This is a genomic window from Streptomyces sp. NPDC002773 (assembly GCF_040295605.1).
Taxonomy (GTDB): Bacteria; Actinomycetota; Actinomycetes; order Streptomycetales; family Streptomycetaceae; genus Streptomyces.
In genome coordinates, this window is record NZ_JBEOVO010000011.1 from 187,549 (window position 1) to 206,111 (window position 18,563).

General features: G+C 72.2%; 14 protein-coding genes. 11 read left to right on the top strand and 3 right to left on the bottom strand.

Annotated features, from left to right (window positions below; translation table 11 throughout):
- Positions 1-31: 31 nt before the first annotated feature.
- Positions 32-2,758, top strand: coding sequence for a fumarate reductase/succinate dehydrogenase flavoprotein subunit (locus ABT034_RS16650; RefSeq protein ID WP_351215686.1), 2,727 nt, complete (start codon positions 32-34; stop codon positions 2,756-2,758).
- A 145-nt stretch (positions 2,759-2,903) separates the two neighbouring features.
- The gene (locus ABT034_RS16655; protein ID WP_351215688.1) at positions 2,904-3,725 is read left to right on the top strand and encodes a VOC family protein; all 822 of its coding nucleotides are present in this window, start codon (positions 2,904-2,906) and stop codon (positions 3,723-3,725) included.
- Positions 3,726-3,800: 75 nt separating this feature from the next.
- On the opposite strand, the gene ABT034_RS16660 is transcribed toward ABT034_RS16655, so the two are convergent.
- Positions 3,801-5,267, bottom strand: a complete 1,467-nt coding sequence (locus ABT034_RS16660; protein WP_351215690.1) for an MFS transporter — start codon at positions 5,265-5,267, stop codon at positions 3,801-3,803.
- Between the two features lie 203 nt (positions 5,268-5,470).
- On the opposite strand from ABT034_RS16660, the gene ABT034_RS16665 reads away from it, so the two are divergent.
- From ABT034_RS16665 to ABT034_RS16685, 5 genes are all read left to right on the top strand, one after another.
- Positions 5,471-5,890: a MarR family winged helix-turn-helix transcriptional regulator gene (locus ABT034_RS16665; RefSeq protein ID WP_502972951.1), complete on the top strand. Its 420-nt coding sequence runs from the start codon at positions 5,471-5,473 to the stop codon at positions 5,888-5,890.
- Between the two features lie 182 nt (positions 5,891-6,072).
- Complete coding sequence (locus ABT034_RS16670) at positions 6,073-9,093, top strand: carbohydrate binding domain-containing protein (RefSeq protein ID WP_502972948.1); 3,021 nt, start codon at positions 6,073-6,075, stop codon at positions 9,091-9,093.
- A 275-nt stretch (positions 9,094-9,368) separates the two neighbouring features.
- Positions 9,369-11,147: a S8 family peptidase gene (locus tag ABT034_RS16675; RefSeq protein WP_502972952.1), complete on the top strand. Its 1,779-nt coding sequence runs from the start codon at positions 9,369-9,371 to the stop codon at positions 11,145-11,147.
- A gap of 201 nt (positions 11,148-11,348) precedes the next feature.
- Entirely contained in the window at positions 11,349-12,275 is a 927-nt protein-coding gene (locus ABT034_RS16680; protein ID WP_351215696.1) for an AurF N-oxygenase family protein, read from the top strand.
- A 33-nt stretch (positions 12,276-12,308) separates the two neighbouring features.
- Positions 12,309-13,967 carry an FAD-dependent oxidoreductase gene (locus tag ABT034_RS16685; RefSeq protein ID WP_351215698.1) on the top strand — a complete coding sequence of 553 codons (1,659 nt, stop codon included), beginning with the start codon at positions 12,309-12,311 and terminating at the stop codon, positions 13,965-13,967.
- 80 nt (positions 13,968-14,047) lie between these two features.
- Here the strand turns inward: ABT034_RS16685 and ABT034_RS16690 are convergent, their stop codons facing one another.
- Complete coding sequence (locus ABT034_RS16690; protein WP_351215700.1) at positions 14,048-14,626, bottom strand: Type-2Aa cytolytic delta-endotoxin; 579 nt, start codon at positions 14,624-14,626, stop codon at positions 14,048-14,050.
- A gap of 96 nt (positions 14,627-14,722) precedes the next feature.
- Complete coding sequence (locus ABT034_RS16695; protein WP_502972950.1) at positions 14,723-15,583, bottom strand: LysR family substrate-binding domain-containing protein; 861 nt, start codon at positions 15,581-15,583, stop codon at positions 14,723-14,725.
- A 64-nt stretch (positions 15,584-15,647) separates the two neighbouring features.
- Between ABT034_RS16695 and ABT034_RS16700 the strand changes: the two genes are divergently transcribed.
- From ABT034_RS16700 to ABT034_RS16715, 4 genes are all read left to right on the top strand, one after another.
- Positions 15,648-16,046: a DUF5997 family protein gene (locus ABT034_RS16700; RefSeq protein ID WP_351215702.1), complete on the top strand. Its 399-nt coding sequence runs from the start codon at positions 15,648-15,650 to the stop codon at positions 16,044-16,046.
- A gap of 68 nt (positions 16,047-16,114) precedes the next feature.
- Positions 16,115-17,071: a universal stress protein gene (locus ABT034_RS16705; RefSeq protein WP_351215704.1), complete on the top strand. Its 957-nt coding sequence runs from the start codon at positions 16,115-16,117 to the stop codon at positions 17,069-17,071.
- Between the two features lie 39 nt (positions 17,072-17,110).
- On the top strand, positions 17,111-17,635 hold the full coding sequence (locus ABT034_RS16710) for a nucleotide triphosphate diphosphatase NUDT15 (RefSeq protein ID WP_351215706.1): 525 nt from the start codon (positions 17,111-17,113) through the stop codon (positions 17,633-17,635).
- Positions 17,636-17,687: 52 nt separating this feature from the next.
- The gene (locus tag ABT034_RS16715; RefSeq protein ID WP_351215708.1) at positions 17,688-18,482 is read left to right on the top strand and encodes a VOC family protein; all 795 of its coding nucleotides are present in this window, start codon (positions 17,688-17,690) and stop codon (positions 18,480-18,482) included.
- Positions 18,483-18,563: the final 81 nt, after the last annotated feature.

The window sequence follows — 18,563 nt, forward strand, 5'->3', positions numbered from 1 at the left end:
CTCCTTCCGACTCCTTCCGAAAGGCTCCCCCGTGGACACCCCCCTGACCGTGCCCGATCCCACCGACGCGACCGAGCTCTCCTGCGACGTCCTCGTCATCGGCGGCGGCACCGCCGGCACGATGGCCGCGCTGACCGCGGCCGAGCGCGGGGCGAGCGTCCTGCTCCTGGAGAAGGCACACGTCAGGCACTCCGGCGCTCTCGCCATGGGCATGGACGGCGTCAACAACGCGGTGGTCCCGGGCCGCGCCGAACCCGACGACTACGTCGCCGAGATCACCCGCGCCAACGACGGCCTCGTGGACCAGTCGACGGTCCGGCAGACGGCGACCCGCGGTTTCGGCATGGTCAAGCGCCTGGAGTCGTACGGGGTGAAGTTCGAGAAGGACGAGCACGGGGAGTACGCGGTCCGCCAGGTCCACCGGTCCGGCTCGTACGTGCTGCCCATGCCCGAGGGGAAGGACGTGAAGAAGGTCCTCTACCGGCAGCTGCGCCGACGTGAGATGCGGGAGCGGATCCGGATCGAGAACCGGGTCATGCCGGTCCGGATCCTCACCCACCCGGACGACGGACGGGCGGTCGGCGCCGCCGGCTTCCACACCCGGACCGGAGCGTTCGTCGTCGTCAGGGCGGGCGCCGTGATCCTGGCCACCGGCCCCTGCGGGCGCCTGGGCCTGCCCGCCTCCGGCTATCTCTACGGGACGTACGAGAACCCGACGAACGCGGGCGACGGCTACGCGATGGCGTACCACGCCGGGGCGGCGCTCACCGGCATCGAGTGCTTCCAGATCAACCCGCTGATCAAGGACTACAACGGACCGGCCTGCGCCTACGTCGCCAATCCCTTCGGCGGCTACCAGGTGAACCGGCACGGCGAGCGGTTCGTGGAGTCGGACTACTGGTCGGGCCAGATGATGGCCGAGTTCGCGGCCGAACTCGCCTCGGACCGGGCCCCCGTGTACCTGAAGCTGAGCCATCTGCCCGAGGAGACCATCGGCGCCGTCGAGTCGATCCTGCACACGACGGAGCGGCCGACCCGGGGCACCTTCCACGAGGGCCGGGGACACGACTACCGGACCCATGACATCGAGATGCACATCTCCGAGATCGGCCTGTGCGGAGGGCATTCCGCCTCGGGGGTGCGGGTGGACTCCCATGCCCGGACGACGGTGCCCCGGCTGTACGCGGCCGGCGACCTGGCCTCCGTACCGCACAACTACATGATCGGCGCGTTCGTCTTCGGCGACCTGGCGGGCGAGGACGCCTCCCGTTACCGGGCGTACGAGGGGAAGTTGGACCCCGAGCAGGTCGCGGCGGCCCATGACCTGGTCTACCGGCCGCTCCGGCACCCCGACGGTCCGCCGCAGCCCCAGGTCGAGTACAAGCTGCGGCGGTTCGTGAACGACTACGTCGCGCCGCCGAAGACCGGGGCGAAACTCTCCCTGGCCGTCGAGGCCTTCACCCGGATGGCGGAGGAGATCGCCAGGATGGGGGCGCGTACGGCGCACGAGCTGATGCGGTGCGCGGAGGTGTCGTTCATCCGGGACTGTGCCGAGATGGCGGCGCGGGCCTCGCTCGCCCGGACGGAGTCCCGCTGGGGGCTCTACCACGAGCGGCTCGACCACCCGGAGCGGGACGACACGGGCTGGCTCCACCACCTCGATCTGCGCAAGTCGCCGTCCGGGGCGATGGAGTTCACGGCGCGTCCCGTCGAGCCGTACGTGGTGCCGGTGCCGGAGTTCGCCCCGCCGGGTGGTCCGGAGCGGCACCTCGGAGAGGTGGCGCTCGTGCCGGTCGCCACCGCCGGCCCCCGGGAGTCGGCCCCGGCGCGTCCGGGCACGCCTGCTCCGGGCCCGGACGAGGCGCCGGCGGCCGCGGCGCCGCCCCCGCGTCTGCTGCGGCTGCTCTCGCTCGTCGAGGACTCCCCCGACCTCGACGCGCTCGCCCCCTATCTGGACGATGCCGATCCGTCGGTACGCGCTGCCGCCGTGGCCGCCGTCGGCGAGACCGCGCCCGTCGGCGCGGGGCCCGTGCTGGCCGCGCGGTTGCGGGACGAGGCCCCCCGGGTCAGGGCCGCCGCCGCGGCCGCCCTGCGCGAGCTGGTGGAGGTCCTGCCCGCCGGGGCCGTGCTCGGGGACGGTCTGCGCGCGGCGCTCGCCGTTCCGGACGCGACCGTGCGGTCCGCCGCGCTGGAGGTCCTGCGGGCGCTGCGGCTCGGGAACGCCGCCCTGTACGCGGGGGCGCTCGGGGACGCCGTGGTGGAGGTACGGGTGCAGGCGGTACGGGCGCTGGTCTCGGTGGACGGGGTCGCGGAGCTGGCGGCCGCCGTCGGCGATCCGGCCCGGGAGGTGAGGGTCGCGGTGGCCCGGGGTCTGGCCGCCGTGCGGCGTCCGGCGCCGGGTCCGCTCGGCCCGCTGCTCGACGATCCGGACCCGCTGGTGCGCGGCGCGGCCCTGGCCGCCCTGGGCGGCACCGGCTGCCCGCCGGGCCACGCGGCGCGGGCGGCGGCGGCGCTGCGCGATCCCGCCTGGCAGGTCAGGTCGGGCGCCGCGACGGCCCTCCGGTCCGCTCCGGCCGCCGTCGCGGTCCCGGCCCTGGCCGGGGCGCTCACCGACCCGAACGCGGACGTCCGCAAGGCGGCCGTGCTCTCGCTCCTGGAGCATCGCGCCGACGCCTCCGCCCGGGGCGCGCTCGCGGGGGCGGCCGACGATCCCGACGCGGACGTCCGCGCCTACGCCGCTCGCGGGGGCGCGGCCTGAGCGGCGGTGCCCCGGCCGGCGGTCGGCGCACCCGGGCGGGTGGTGATCGGCGGCACGTGGGTGAAGGCGCGCATGTGCGGCGGTGGATCGGGGAAGGGGCGCACGATGTGCGCAGCGCGCGCAGGGCGACGAGGAGGTGGTGCCGGTGTCGGGGCCGACGACCGGAGAGGAGGTGGGAGCACCGTGCTGGCTGAGTCTGAACGCGCACGATCTGGACGCGGCGGAGCGCTTCTACGGGGCCGTGCTGGGCTGGACGTTCCGGCGGGGCGGCGGGGAACGGGAGTACGCGGTCGGTCAGCTGGGCGAGGTGCCCGTGGCCGGGATCGCGGCCGTCGCCGCCGAGCTCTCCGTACCGGTGTCCTGGACGGCGTTCTTCGCCGTGGACGACGCCGACACGGCCGTGTCGCGGATCCGGGAGCGCGGCGGCACCGTCGGCGTGGGCCCCGTCGCCTATCCGCCCGAGGGCCGCGCGGCGCTCGCGACCGACCGGGAGGGCGCGGCCTTCGGCGTGTGGCAGGGCCGGACGGAGTCCCACTGGCACATCGGCGAGCACTCGGCTCCGGCCTGGCTCGAACTGCACACACGGGACGCGTTCGACGCGGCCGTGTTCTACGGCGAGGTGCTCCGCTGGGCGGACGAGGGCCCCGGCCGCTACGAGGTCTCGTACGAGCAGGACAAGGTGGTGCTGCGGCGTGAGGGCGAGGCCCTGGCCCGGCTGAACAGCGGCCCGGTCGAGTCCGGCTCTCCCCGGCCGCAGCTGCGGCCGCGCTGGCTGGTCCGGTTCCGGGTGCCCGATCCGGAGGCGGCGACGGCCGCGGTCCTGGAGCACGGCGGGACGGTGGTGCCGGGCGGCGAATGGGGCGGCGTACGGGTCCCGGAGGGGGCCGAGGGACGCCGGGCGGTGGTGGTGCGCGACCCGGACGGGGCGCTCTTCTCCCTGGAGGCGGCCGAGGACGCCAAGGGCTGAACGTGAACCGGTGCGGCCGCGGGTCCGTGGCCCCGGGTCCGCACCGGCCGGCGGTCGGCGGGTCCGGCCGCCCGCTCAGGCGGTGGCCGCCGAGGGGGCGCGCGGCGCGGCGTCCGGTTCCGTGCCCGCGGGATCGTCCGAGGGCGCGGCCGGGGCCCTGGTGGGGATGAGGGCGGCGACGACCGCGGCCAGCAGGCCGACCCCGCAGCCGATGAGCATGGCGACGCGGAAGCCGTCCTCGGACGGCAGGGGGTGGCCGCCCAGGGTCGTGGTCATCTGGGCGAGGACGACGCCGATGACGGCGGCGGAGACGGAGGTGCCGATGGAGCGCATCAGGGTGTTGAAGCTGTTGGCCGACGCGGTCTCCTGCTGCGGGACGGCGCCCATGATGAGGGCCGGCATGGCCCCGTAGGCGAGTCCGACGCCGGTGTTGCAGATGAGCGTGACGACGAGCAGGCCCGCGGTGGAGCCCATCAGGGCGAGCGAGGAGCCGTATCCGGCGGCGATGACCAGGGCGCCGAGGGAGAGCGTGACCTTGGGGCCGCGGGCGGCCGAGAGCTTGGCTCCGAGCGGCGCCAGGACCATCATCATCAGGCCCGCGGGGGCCATCCACAGACCCATGGCCATCATCGACTGGCCGAGTCCGTAGCCGGTGGCCTCGGGCAGCTGGAACAGCTGGGGGACGACGAGCGACTGCGCGTACATGGCGAAGCCGACCAGGACCGACGCCGAGTTGGTCAGCAGGACGACCGGGCGGGCGGTGACCCGCAGGTCGACGAGGGGCTCTCCGGTACGCAGCTCCCACCGTCCCCAGGCGAGCAGGACGACCACCGCGACGGCGAACAGGCCGAGGGTGGTGCCGCTGGCCCAGCCCCAGGTCGCGCCCTTGGAGACGGCGAGCAGCAGCGCGACGAGCCCGACGCCGAGGCCGAGCGCGCCCGGCACGTCGAAGCGGCCGGCGGCGGGGGTGCGGTGGCCCGCGGGGGCGACGCGCCAGATGAGGGCGCCCACCAGGGCGCTCAGGCCGGCGGCGACCCAGAAGAGCACGCGCCAGTCGGCGTTCTCGGCGACGGCGGCGGAGAACGGCAGGCCGAGGGCGCCGCCGACGCCCATGGAGGCGCTCATCAGGGCGATGGAGCCGCCCAGCTTCTCGGGCGGGAGGATGTCGCGCAGCAGGCTGATGCCGAGCGGTACGACGCCCATGCCGAGGCCCTGGAGTCCGCGTCCGACGATCATCGGGACGACGGAGGAGGCGAGGGCGCAGACGACCGAGCCGGCGATCAGGGGGACGACGGAGGCGAGCAGGACCCGCCGCTTGCCGAGGGTGTCGCCGAGCCGTCCGGCCACGGGCGTGGCGACGGCACCGGCGAGGAGGGTCGCGGTGATCACCCAGGAGGCGTTGGACGCGGTGGTGTCGAGGAGCTTCGGGAGGTCGCCGATGAGCGGTACCACCAGGGTCTGCATGAGCGCGGCCACGATGCCCGCGAGCGCGAGGACGCCGACGACGCCTCCGGGTCGGGCGTCGGGCTTGGAGCCGTCCACGGGTGTTCTCCCTGGCTCGTCACGGCGGATCCGCGAGTCTTATGCATCATGCACATCGATGGTGTCATACACAAATCATGCATGATGCATATCCGATCTTCGCGAGAGAGAATGACCGCATGGACAAGCCCGAGGAAGAGCCTGAGGACAAGCCCGTGGACGAGCCCGTGGACAAGCCCATTCGCCTGGTCGAGTTCGAGGCCATGCTGCTCGGACGGCACTCCCACCTGTACGCCCCCCGCTCCCGGGCCGCCGGCGGCCACCTCGACCGGAGCGCGTACGTCGTGCTGACCCGCATCCGGATGCACGGGCCGATGTCCATCGGGCAGCTCAGCGAGGCCTTCGGCCTCGACGCCTCCACCCTCAACCGGCAGACCGCGGCGATGCTGCGGGCCGGGGTCGTGGAACGCATCCCCGATCCTGACGGCGGGATCGCCCGCAAGTTCCGCATCACGGAGGAGGGCGAGCGCCGTCTGGACGCCGACCGCGACGCGAACGTCGCGGGCCTGGACCGTGTCATGGAGCACTGGTCACCGGAGGACGTGGCCCGCTTCGCGGCCTACCTCGAACGCTTCAACCGGGACATCGAGCGCCTGGAGGAGCGGCCCTGGCCGCGCCCCTGACCCCGGCCCGCCCACCCCCGGCATCCGCACCGTCAGGACTCTTTACGCGGCGGGCGCGCGGCGATACCTTCCCGCTCGACGCAAGATGTTTCAGCAAGTTTCCGACAGCGTTTCCAGAGGGCTTCGATTCCCGTCCGGGGCAGAGGTCTGCCCGGTGACGCCCGGTCCTGCCTGGAGTTCCGATGACACGCACCCGCGGACTGATACGCCACCGCCAACTGACGCGCACTCAGAGACAGCCGGAACTGAGACCGTTGACCTTTCTGAGCGCCGCCGCCGTGGTCCTCGGCCTGGTCGCCGCGCCGTCCGCCGAATCCGCCCCGCACAGCGCCCCGGTCGCGTCCACCGCCGCCGCCGACAACACGGCCACGGTCTTCTACTGGACCAAGACCCGGAACTGGGCCCGGTACAACCTCCATTACGCGCCCGACGGCGGCGCCTGGACCACCGTCCCAGGGACGGCCATGGAGGCCGCCTGCACGGACTGGGTCAAGAAGACCGTCACCCTCGGCGCGGCCACCGGCCTCCAGGCCACCTTCAACGACGGCAGCGGCACCTGGGACAACAACGGCGGCAGGAACTACGCCCTGGGCACCGGCTCCCTCACCGTCAAGGACGGGGTCGTCGCCCACTCCGACCCCTGCGCGGGCACCACACCCGGCCCCTCCGCCAAGGCCACGGTGTACTACTCCACCGAGTCGCTCGGCTGGTCCACCGTCAACGTCCACTACCAGCCCGCGGGCGGCGTCTGGACCGCCCTGCCCGGCACCGGCATGCAGACCGCCTGCGCCGGCTGGTGGAAGCGGGAGCTCGACCTCGGCACGGCCTCCTCCCTCAAGGCCGCCTTCAACAACGGCAACGGCGTCTGGGACAACAACGGGGGCGCCGACTACACCCTCAAGGCGGGCGTCAGTACCGTACGGAACAACGTGGTGACGGCGAACGCGACCGATCCGTGCGCCGCCGCGACCCCCGACACCCAGGCACCGACCGCCCCCGGCAGGCCGGCCGCCGCCGCCGACGGCGTCTCGGTGCTGCTCACCTGGGATCCCGCCACCGACGACAGAGGTGTGACGAAGTACCAGGTCACCCGGGTCGGCGGTAGCTCCGGCACGGTCGTCACCGACGTCGGCTCCACCGTTCTCTCCGACACCGGCCTCGCCGAACGGACCGCCTACACCTACACGGTGAAGGCGGTGGACGCCGCCGGGAACGTCTCCCCCGCCTCGGCCGCCGCGACCGCCACCACCGGGGACAGACCGGCGAACCCGGGCACCGGGAAGCCGCTCGGCACCGACCCGCGCAAGGACCCGGTCTACTTCGTCCTCACCGCCCGCTTCAACGACGGCGACGCGTCGAACAACCGGGGCGGCAGCCAGCACGTCAAGTCCGGCAACGCGGCCCACGACGACCCCATGTTCCGGGGCGACTTCAAGGGCCTCATCCAGAAGCTCGACTACGTCAAGGGCCTCGGCTTCTCGGCGATCTGGGTCACGCCGGTGGTCCTCAACCGGTCCGACTACGACCACCACGGCTACCACGGCTACGACTTCTACACGGTCGACCCGCGCCTGGAGTCGGCCGGCGCCTCCTACCAGGACCTGATCGACGCGGCCCACGCCAAGGGCATGAAGATCTACCAGGACGTCGTCTACAACCACTCCTCGCGCTGGGGCGCCAAGGGCCTGTTCACCCCCACCGTGTACGGGGTGCGGGACAGCCAGTGGAGCTGGTACTACGACGAGAAGCAGCCCGGTTTCGAGTACGACGGGCTGACGATCGACGCGAAGTCCGGGAAGTCGTACTACAACGGCGACCTGTGGTCGACGGCCGAGCCGACCGGCAACACCTGCCTCAACTGGGGCAAGCCGACCGGCGGCAGGAGCGCCGAGGGCTACACCGTCTACAACTGCCAGTGGCCGAGCCCGACGTCCGGGATGTTCCCGAAGGCGCTCTTCCACCAGTGCTGGATCGGCAACTGGGAGGGCGAGGACTCCCGTTCCTGCTGGCTGCACGAGGACCTGGCGGACCTCAACACCGAGAACCCGGTCGTGCAGAACCACCTGATCGGCGCGTACAACAAGTACATCGACATGGGCGTCGACGGCTTCCGCGTCGACACGGCCGTGCACATCCCGCGCACCACCTGGAACCGCCGTTTCCTGCCCGCCATCCAGGAGCGGGTGACGCAGCGCCACGGCGCCGAGGCCGCGAAGAACTTCTTCGTCTTCGGCGAGGTCGCGGCCTTCGTCAACGACAAGTGGAACCGCGGCTCGGTGAACCACTCGGCGCAGTTCTTCACCTGGAAGGAACGCAAGGAGTACGACGCCGACGACACCAGGGCCGCCCTGGAGATGTACGACTACGAGCAGCAGCAGGGCACGGGCAGCCAGCCCACGTCCACCAACGCCTTCCTGAACGGGAACAGCTACCACGCCCCCGACCACAGCCGCTTCTCCGGCATGAACGTCATCGACATGCGCATGCACATGAACTTCGGTGACGCGTCCAACGCCTTCCACAACGGCAAGGACTCCGACGACAGTTACAACGACGCCACGTACAACGTCGTCTACGTCGACAGCCACGACTACGGCCCCAACAAGTCGAGCGAGCGGTATGCGGGCGGCACCGACGCCTGGGCCGAGAACATGTCCCTGATGTGGACCTTCCGCGGCATTCCGACGCTGTACTACGGCTCCGAGATCGAGTTCCAGAAGGGGATGAAGATCGACTGCGGGCCGTCCTGCCCGCTCGCCACCACCGGCCGCGCGTACTTCGGCGAGCACGTCGCCGGCTCGGTCACGGCCTCCGACTTCTCCCAGGTCTCCTCGGCCTCCGGGGCGGTCGCCACCACGCTTCAGCAGCCCCTGGTGAAGCACGTCCAGCGGCTCAACCAGATCCGCCGGGCGATCCCGGCGCTCCAGACGGGCCAGTACTCCACCGAGGGCATCTCGGGCGGCATGGCGTTCAAGCGCCGCTACACCAGCGGTTCGACGGACAGCTTCGCCCTCGTCGCCGTCTCGGTCGGTGCCACCTACACGGGCATCCCGAACGGCACGTACACCGACGCCGTCACCGGCGACGTGCGGACCGTCACCGGCGGCGCGCTCACGGTCACCGCACCGGGAAAGGGCAACCTGCGGGTGTACGTCCTGAACGGCCCCGGAAAGATCGGCGCCGCTGGTCCGTACCTGAAGTAGGCGCTGGTACGGACCTGACGAAGACCTGGTCCAGACCTGATGTAGCCGTACGAAAAGGGGCAGGGATTCCGAAACCCTGCCCCTCCGGGCATCGTTCGGTCAACAGTGCGTAACGCGAACGGGCTTCTCGGACAGAACTCTTCCCTCCGGGGCACGAGTCTGGGATCTTGCGTCCACCCCACACATCACAAAGCCCGGCAGGCGCCACCCGCGCCACCGGGTTATCGGAGGACGCATTGTTTTCCCTCATATCCAGTCGGTTGAGAACGTCGGCCATCGCCGTCGCCGCCCTCGGTACCACCGTGGCGCTCGCCGCTCCCGCCGGATTCGCCCAGGCAGCACCGTCGGACACCGCGCCCGTCGCGGCCCGTTCGGCGGGGGCGACGACGGCCACCACCCCCGCGGCGGCACCGGCGGCCTGGGCCGCGGGCACGCGCGCGTACCTGGTGATCACGGCCCCCGGCGGCACGTCCGCCGTGAGCGGCGCCGTGACGAGCAACGGCGGTTCGGTCTTCGCGACCTACGACGCGATCGGTGTGATCGTGGCGCACTCGACGTCCGCGTCGTTCGCCTCGGCGATGCGCACGGTCGGCGGCGTCCAGCAGGTCGGGGCGACCCGTACCTCCGACGTCCCCGCCGACGCCTACAACCCGGCGCTCCCGGCGAACCCCGCGCAGTCGACGACGACCCTCACCGAGTCGAACCGGTGGGACATGACGCAGATCAAGGCCGACCAGGCCTGGGCGGTCACCACCGGTTCGGCGACGGTGAAGGTCGGCGTCCTCGACACCGGCGTGGACGACCGGCACCAGGACATCGCGCCCAACTTCAACGCCGCCGACTCGGCCTCCTGCGCCTACGGCAAGGCGGACACGCGCGCGGGTGCCTGGCGTGACGTCGGCACCCACGGCACGCACGTCGCGGGCACCATCGCCGCCGCCAAGAACGGCAAGGGCGTCATCGGTGTCGCGCCGGGCGTGAAGATCTCCTCCGTCCGCATCGCGGAGCCGACCAGCAGCCTGTTCTTCGCGGAGAACACCATCTGCGGCTTCATGTGGGCCGGCGACCACGGCTTCAAGGTCACCAACAACAGCTACTACACGGACCCGTGGGCGTTCAACTGCCCGGACAACGTGGACCAGGCCGCCATTATCGAGGGTGTCCGCCGGGCCCAGGAGTACGCCGAGGGCAAGGGTTCGCTCCAGGTGGCCGCCGCCGGCAACTCCAACTACGACCTGGCGAACAAGACGACCGACTCCGAGTCCCCCAACGACTCGACCCCGGTCACCCGCACCATCACCAACGCCTGCATCGACATCCCGACGGAGCTTCCGGGCGTCGTGACGGTCGCCGCGCAGGGCAACGGCGGCGCGAAGGCCTCGTACTCGAACTTCGGCAACGGCGTCATCGACATCGCGGCCCCCGGCGGCGACGGCGCCTCCGGCGTCTACTCGACGCTCCCGGGCGGCAAGTACGGCAACATGAACGGCACGTCGATGGCCTCCCCGCACGTGGCCGGTGTCGCGGCGCTGATCGCGAGCGTGAACCCGGCGTTCACCCCGGCGCAGATCCGCGACCAGCTGGGCGTCCAGGCCACGGACCGCGCGTGCCCCTCGGACACCCGCTGCAAGGGCACCACGACGAAGAACGGCTTCTTCGGTGAGGGCGCGGTCGACGCCCTGAAGGCCGTCGGCGGCACGACTCCGCCGCCCGGCGCGTACTTCGAGAACCTGACCGATGTGGCGATCGCCGACAACGCGACGGTCGAGAGCCCCATCACGGTCAGCGGCGTGACGGGCAACGCCCCGGCCACGCTCAAGGTGGGCGTGGACATCAAGCACACCTACATCGGTGACCTCAAGGTCGACCTGGTGGCCCCGGACGGCACCGTGTACACGGTCCACAACCGGACCGGAAGCGGCACGGACAACATCGTGCAGACGTTCACGGTCAACGCCTCCGCGGAGGTGGCGAACGGCGTCTGGAAGCTCCGCGTGAACGACAACGCGAGCCAGGACACGGGCACGATCGCCGCCTGGAACCTGACCTTCTGACACCACGTGACCCCCTGACGGGGCCGGAGCCGCCATGGCTCCGGCCCCGTTCGCGTACCCGGGGTAAGGCTTCCGGGAAGAAAGTCCGTACCGAAGGGTAGGCCCGCGCGGCCTCCTTGCTATACGTTGCGTCTAACAAGCTTGCTAGACACGACGTCTAACAAGCTGCCGAGCCGATCGCGCGACCCAAGGAGCCGCACCATGGCACGCAGCACCGCTCGCCCGGACCACCAGCACGGCACCGACTCCGACGTCTCCGACTCGGACGTCGCCGAGCGGCTGCTCCGGTCGGCCGCGAAGCTGTCGTACGACCCCGCCGTCGAGGTCGACTGGGACACCCCCCTCGACAAGGACTTCCACGGCATGAGCCCCGAGTGGAACTCCCTCTACGGCACGGCGTACTGGAACGAGATGACCGACGAGCAGCGCAAGGAGCTGACCCGGCAGGAGTCCGCCTCCGTCGCCAGCACCGGCATCTGGTTCGAGATGATCCTCCAGCAGATGATGCTCCGCGACATCTACCTCATGGACCACACCGATCCCCGGTTCCAGTGGGCCCTCACCGAGATCGCCGACGAGTGCCGGCACTCCATCATGTTCGCCCGCGGCTCCCAGAAGCTCGGCGCGCCCCCGTACCGGCCCAAGCGGGCCGTCCTGGAACTCGGCCGCTTCATGAAGACCGTCGGCTTCGGTGAGGCGGCGTACGCCGGCATCCTCGTCGCCGAGGAGGTCCTCGACGTCATGCAGCGCGACTGGATGCGCGACGAGCGGGTCGTCCCCTTCGTCCGCACCATCAACAACATCCATGTCGTCGAGGAGTCCCGGCACATGAAGTTCGCCCGGGACGAGACGCGCCGCCACCTCGCCCGCGCGAGCAGGGCGCGCCGGCACTTCCAGGCCCTGGTGGTCGCCATCGCCGCGTACTACATCATCACCAGCCTGGTGAACCCCGAGGTGTACGTACGGGCCGGCCTCGACCCCGAGCGGGCCAGGCGCGAGGCCGCCGCCAACGAGCACTACAAGGCGCAGCTGCGGGCCAGTTGCTCCGGACTCATGGAGTTCCTCTCCGACGTCGGGATGCTGACCCGGCCCGCGCTCTTCTTCTACCAGCGCGCCCACCTCGTCTGACCCCTCCGAGCCGAGCAGAGCAGAGCCGACGACATGACCTACGCGATCACCCAGACCTGCTGCAACGACGCCACCTGCGTCGCCGTCTGCCCGGTCAACTGCATCCATCCGGCGCCCGGGGAACCCGACTTCGGGACCACGGAGATGCTGTACGTCGACCCCAAGACCTGCATCGACTGCGGCGCCTGCGCCGACGCCTGCCCCGTCGACGCGATCTTCCCGGCGGACCGGCTCACCGGACGGCTGCGGGAGTACGAGGCCATCAACGCCGCGTACTACGCGGACCGCCCGCCCGCTCCCGCCTTGGCCTCGCCCACCTTCCACCCCTGGGGCGCCCCCTCGTTCCACCGCTCGCTGCCCGCCGACTTCGCGCCGCTGCGGATCGCGGTCGTCGGCACCGGGCCCGCGGGCATGTACGCCGCCGAGGACCTGCTCCTGCACACCCACGCCGAGGTGACGCTGATCGACCGGCTGCCGGTGGCCGGCGGGCTCGTCCGGTACGGGGTGGCGCCGGACCACCCGGCGACCAGGGGCGCCGGCGAGACCTTCGCCCGTTTCCACGCCCACCCCCGGGTCCGGATGCGGCTCGGTGTGGAGATCGGCAAGGACGTCACCGCCGAGGAACTCGCCGCGCACCACGACGCGGTGATCTACGCGGTGGGCGCGCCCGCCGACCGGCGGCTCGGCATCCCCGGCGAGGAACTGCCCGGCAGTGTCCCGGCGACCTCCGTCGTCTCCTGGTACAACGCGCACCCCGAGACCGGTACGGACGCCGTCCGGCTCTCCGCCGAGCGGGTCGTCGTCGTCGGCAACGGCAACGTCGCCCTCGACGTCGCGCGCGTCCTCGTCACGGACCCGGCCGACCTCGCCGGTACGGACATCGCCGACCACGCCCTCGCGGCGCTGCGCGGCACCCGGGCCCGCGAGGTGGTGCTGCTGGGCCGCCGGGGCCCCGAGCACGCGGCGTACACCACGTCGGAACTGCTCGCCCTCAAGCACCTGCCGGGCGTGGATCTGGTGCTCGACGACCACGACCCGCGCACCGGCGCGGCCGTCGACGCGGCGGGGGCCGGGGAGAAGGCCGCGCTGCTGCGGGACGTGGCCCGGGAGACGGTCGACTGGACGCGGGCGCCCGCGTCGGACCGGCGCCGGATCGTGCTGCGCTTCCACTCCGCTCCGGTGGAGGCGCTCGGCACCGACGCCGTGCGGGCGGTCCGGGTGACGGAGGCGGGATCCCCTTCGGGTACGGAGATCGGGGCGGGGCTCCTCGTCCGGGCGATCGGCTACCGCGGGGTCCCGCTGCCCGGGTTGCCCTTCGACGAGGCGACGGGCACGGTGCCGCACGAGTCCGGGCGCGTGACCGGGCTGCCCGGCCGGTACGTCGTCGGCTGGATCAAGCGCGGGCCCTCCGGCGGCATCGGCGCCAACCGGGCCTGTGCCGAGGAGACGGTGGGGACGCTGCTCGCGGACGCGGTCGCCGGGGCGCTGCCTGCGCCGACGGGCACGGAGCGGGAGTTCCGCCGGCTGGCGCGGAGCCGCAGCCGGCATCTGGTCGACGCGCGCGGTCTCGCGGCCATCGACCGGACCGAGCGGGCCAGGGGCCAGGCCGCGGGGCGGCCCCGGGTCAAACTGGCCACGCTCCCGGAGCTCGTCGCGGCGGCCCGGGGCCGACGGCTGGGCCCGAAGGTCTGAGGGGGAAAGCGGGGTTCCGGCCCGGGACGGCGGGCCGGTGCGTACCTGCGGTACCACGTGCGGTACCGCGACGTGGGACGTCAGGCGGCGAGACCCAGGGCCTGGCGGACCACGATCGCGTTGAGCCGGACCGCGAACGGCACGACGTCCGTCAGCTCCAGGGCGAGGGCCTCCGCCTTCGGCAGCTCGACGGTCACGTCGATGCAGAAGGCCAGGGCGTACATGTGCTTCCCGGTCTCCTCGTCCTGGAGGGCGAAGAACAGGTCCCGGTAGAAGCGGGTCCGCTCCCCCGTCTCCTCGTAGAAGGAGAGGCCGGGCTGTCCCTCCTGCGCGGAGAGGCCGGTGAAGGCCTGGACGAGTTCCCGCTCGACGGTGGCCCAGAACCCGGCCTCCGCGCACTCCGGCGGGAGTGCCTGCCGGACGGCCTCCTTGAGGGACAGCACCATGACGAGGACGGGGGCGTACTCCTGGAGCCCCCAGCCGCGCACCATGTTCACCACGGTGCTGTCCGGGACGGCCGCCGCGGCCTCCCGTATCGCCTCGAAGTCGAAGTTGACGGTCGCCGGCGCGATCGCCTCCTGGAACACCCGGTCGATGGACCGGGCCTGGGCGAGATGGTCCGGTCCCACCTCGACGACGGTCCTGAAACTGGCGGCCAAAGCTCCTCCTGTGTGCTCGCGATGATCAGGAGGGGTCAGTATGCCGAGCGGCCGTCCGACGCGGTGGTACGCGTCCGGCGTGCGGACACGGGCCGTTCAGGACCTCTTGCGGGGCTTTCCGCCGGTGCGGCCCCGGCCGGAGCCTCCGGCGCCGCCGGACTTGCGGGCCGCGGGCTTGCCCGTCGTACGGGAGCCGGCGCCGGGCTTCCCCGACCTGGCCGGCTTGGCGGACTTCCGGTCCTTCTGGTCCTTCGGCTGCTTCTGGCCCTTCTGGGCCTCGGCGCGGCGGCCCCGGGTGCTGTTCACCGTGCGGCCGCGCACGATGCCGATGAACTCCTCCACCAGGTCGGGGGCCTCGTCGGCGGCCGCCCAGGACAGGGCGACCCGTGACTGCGGGACCTCGGTGAGGGTCCGGTAGGTGAGGTCCTTGCGGTGGTGCAGCCGCGCCAGGGACTGGGGTACGGCGAGCACGCCGACGCCGGCCGCGACCAGCTCGATCGCGTCGGCGGTCGTCTCGGGGCGCTCGTTCGCCGGGCGGCCCGGCGGCCGCTCCCAGCCGAGGGTGTCGTCGAGCGGGTGCAGGACGAGCTCCTCGGCGAGGTCCTCGGCCGTCACCTCCTCGGCCGCCGCGAGCAGGTGGTCCTTGGGTACGACGACGACCGTCGTCTCCGTGTAGAGCGGGATGGCGCTGAGGTCGTCCCCGTCGACGGGGAGCCGGACGAGACCCGCGTCGGCCGAACCCTCCCGGAGCGCGCCGAAGGCCTCGGCGGGCGTCACGGCGAGCAGGGTCAGGGGTACGTCGGGCAGACGCTCCTTCCAGACCCCCACCCACTTCGAGGGCGTCACTCCGGGCACGTACGCGAGCCGGAAGGCAGGGGTGCCGGAGGAGGAGTCAGAGGGGGAGACGGCGGGGGAAACCGCCGGGGAGTCCGAGGGGGAAGCGTCCGAGCCTGTCACTCCGCCAGGTTACCGGTAGCTGCCGTGGTCGGAACTCGCCCGCACGCTCGATACCCTTGGCACCATGACGTCGCACCAGAACACCCAGACGATGAAGCCCGCCACCGCGGCGAAGAAGCTGGGTGTGTACCTCGAGGCCACCCCCGCAGAGTTCCAGGAGGGTGTCGTCTCGCGCTCCGAGCTGAACGAGCTCCAGGCGAACCCGCCCGCCTGGCTCCAGGAGCTCCGGAAGAACGGCCCGCACCCCCGCCCGGTGGTCGCGCAGCGCCTCGGCATCTCCATCGCCGGTCTCGCGCGCGGTGGCATCACCGAGCCGCTCACCACCGAGCAGATCGAGGCGCTCCGGCAGGAGCTGCCCGAGTGGCTCGCGAAGGAGCGGGCCACCCAGGCGGAGGTCCGCAAGGAGACCGTCCGCATCAAGGAGCGCGACGCGGAGCGGGCCCGCCGCGACGAGAACGCCTGATCGTCTTCCCCCGCCGCGCCGCACCCCGACGGGTGTGGCGCGGCGCCGGGCGCGGGAGTCATTCCCCCATGAGTGCTTCCCCCACGCATGACGTGAGCACCGTGTCCGAGCCGCCGGTCGTCGTCGGCGTGGACGGTTCCGAGCACAGTCTGCTGGCCCTGGAATGGGCCCTGAGCGCCGCCGCGCAGCTGGGATCTCCGCTGGTCGTGGCCCATGTGCGCTCCGACGCCCTCCAGCTCGGCGCCGCCCGTATCGCCTCCCTCGGCCCGTCGCCCGAGCTTCCCGACACGGTTCTTGCGGCCGTACGGACCGCGGTCGAGGAGCGCGGGCATACCCTTCCCGTACGGTACGAGTCGCTCGACGGGTCCGTGGCCGACGCCCTGCCGGCGGCGGCGCGGGGCGCGCGGCTCCTGGTGACCGGTTCCCGGGGGCACGGCGGCTTCGCGAGTCTGCTGCTCGGCTCGACCAGCCGGACGCTCGCCGCGACGGCGCCCTGTCCGCTCGTCGTCGTCCCGCACGAGGCCCGTACGGCCGCCCTCGAGGACGGGGCGGAGGCGGGCCGGGTGCTGCTCGGCCTGCATACGGAGGAGACTCCGGACGAAGTGGTGGCCTTCGCCTTCGAGGCGGCGCACCACCGGGGCGTACCGCTGGAGGCCGTGACGGCGTTCCGGCTGCCTCCCCAGCCGGGCGCCCTGATCGTCGCGCCCTCCCCCGCGCTCCAGGTTCCGCCGCCGCTGCCCCTCTCGGACGACATGGAGGAGCAGCTCGTACGGGAGGCCTCGCTGGAGCAGGAGGAGCGGCTGCGGCCCTTCGCCGCGCGCCGACCGGAGGTCGATCTCGTCCCGGTGGTGGTGCCGGGGGACGCGGCGGGCGTGCTCGTGGAGGGCTCGCGGGACGCCGGTCTGCTGGTCGTGGGCCGGCACCACCGGCATCGCTTCGGGTCGCTGCTCGTCGGCTCCGTCGCCCACGCGGTCCTGCACCACGCGCACTGCCCGGTCGCGGTGGTCCCCCCTGCCGCTGGGTGACGGTGGCGGCGCGGGGAACGCTGCTGGTAGAAGAGGATCATGAACACCGCCGACCGGGCCTCCGCCGCCCAGCGAAACGTCCAGCCGCCCCGCGCCCAGGCCTCTCTCGGTGCGGGGGTGGTGGTGACCGACGAGGCCGGCCGGGTCCTCCTCGGGCTGCACCGCTCCGGGGTGTGGGAGCTGCCGGGCGGCCAGGTGGAGCCCGGTGAGTCCGTCGAGGACGCGGCGGTCCGGGAGCTGGCCGAGGAGACGGCGCTCGTCGCCGACGCCGCCGACGTGGAGGTGATCGGGCTGATCCTGGACTCGGTCACGTCCACCCTGGTGACCCGGATGACCGCCGCCACCGTCGTGCGCGCCTTCCGCGGGGTCCCCGCGGTGGCCGAGCCGGACAAGATCGAGCGCTGGGAATGGACGGAGCCCGACCGTCTGCCGGAGGCGCTGTTCCTGCCCTCCGCCCAGGTGCTGCGGATGTGGCGGCCGGAGCTCGGGCTGCCGGACGGGCCGTACCACCGCTATGCCATGGGCCGACTGCCCGTGTCACCGAGCGGGCCGGGGCGAGCGTGACTAGCGTGGCTCACAGGAACACGTCATCGAACCGGAAGTGAGAGTCACCGTCATGGCCGCACGACCCGAAGGCACGCCGGTCTGGACCGACGCGATGTTCACCGACTTCGAGGGCGCGAAGACGTTCTACGGCGACGTGCTCGGCTGGACCTTCGGCGAGTCCTCAACGGAATTCGGCAACTACACGCAGGCGTACAAGAACGGCAAGGCGGTCGCGGCCGTGGTCCCGCCGATGCCGGGGCAGGACGGCGAACCGCAGTCGGCCTGGTGTCTGTACTTCGCCTCGCCCGACGTCTCGGCGACGGCGGAGAAGATCCGGAGCGCGGGCGGCACCGTCCTGATGGAGCCGATGCAGGTCGGTGAATTCGGCTCGATGTGCCTCGCGCAGGAACCGTCGGGTGCCGTGTTCGGCCTCTGGCAGGGGGGTGCGCACGAGGGCTTCGAGCTGGAGGGCGAGAGCGGCTCGTACGTCTGGGCCGAGGTCTTCACCCGGGAGCCGGGGAAGGCGGACGACTTCTTCTCCACCGTCTTCGGCTACCGCTCCAAGACGATGCAGGACGGGGAGGTGGACTACCGGGTCTTCGACCTCGGTGCCGACCCGCTGCTCGGGCGGATGGTGATGCCGTCGGAGTACCCGCCGGAGGTCCCCTCGTACATCCAGGTCTACTTCGCCGTGGACAACTGCGACAAGGCCGTCGAGGCGGCGGGGCGCCTGGGTGGGCAGAAGGTGTCCGGGCCGATGGACAGCCCCTTCGGCCGCTTCGCGGCGATCACGGACCCGCAGGGCGCCACGTTCGCCGTGATCGACGTGAAGACCACCGTCGGTGAGATGCCCGAGATGGTCTGACCTGGTCGGGCCTGGTCGGGCCTGTACGCCGAAGCCGCCCCGGGACCGGTCCCGGGGCGGCTTCGGCGTACAGGCTCACGG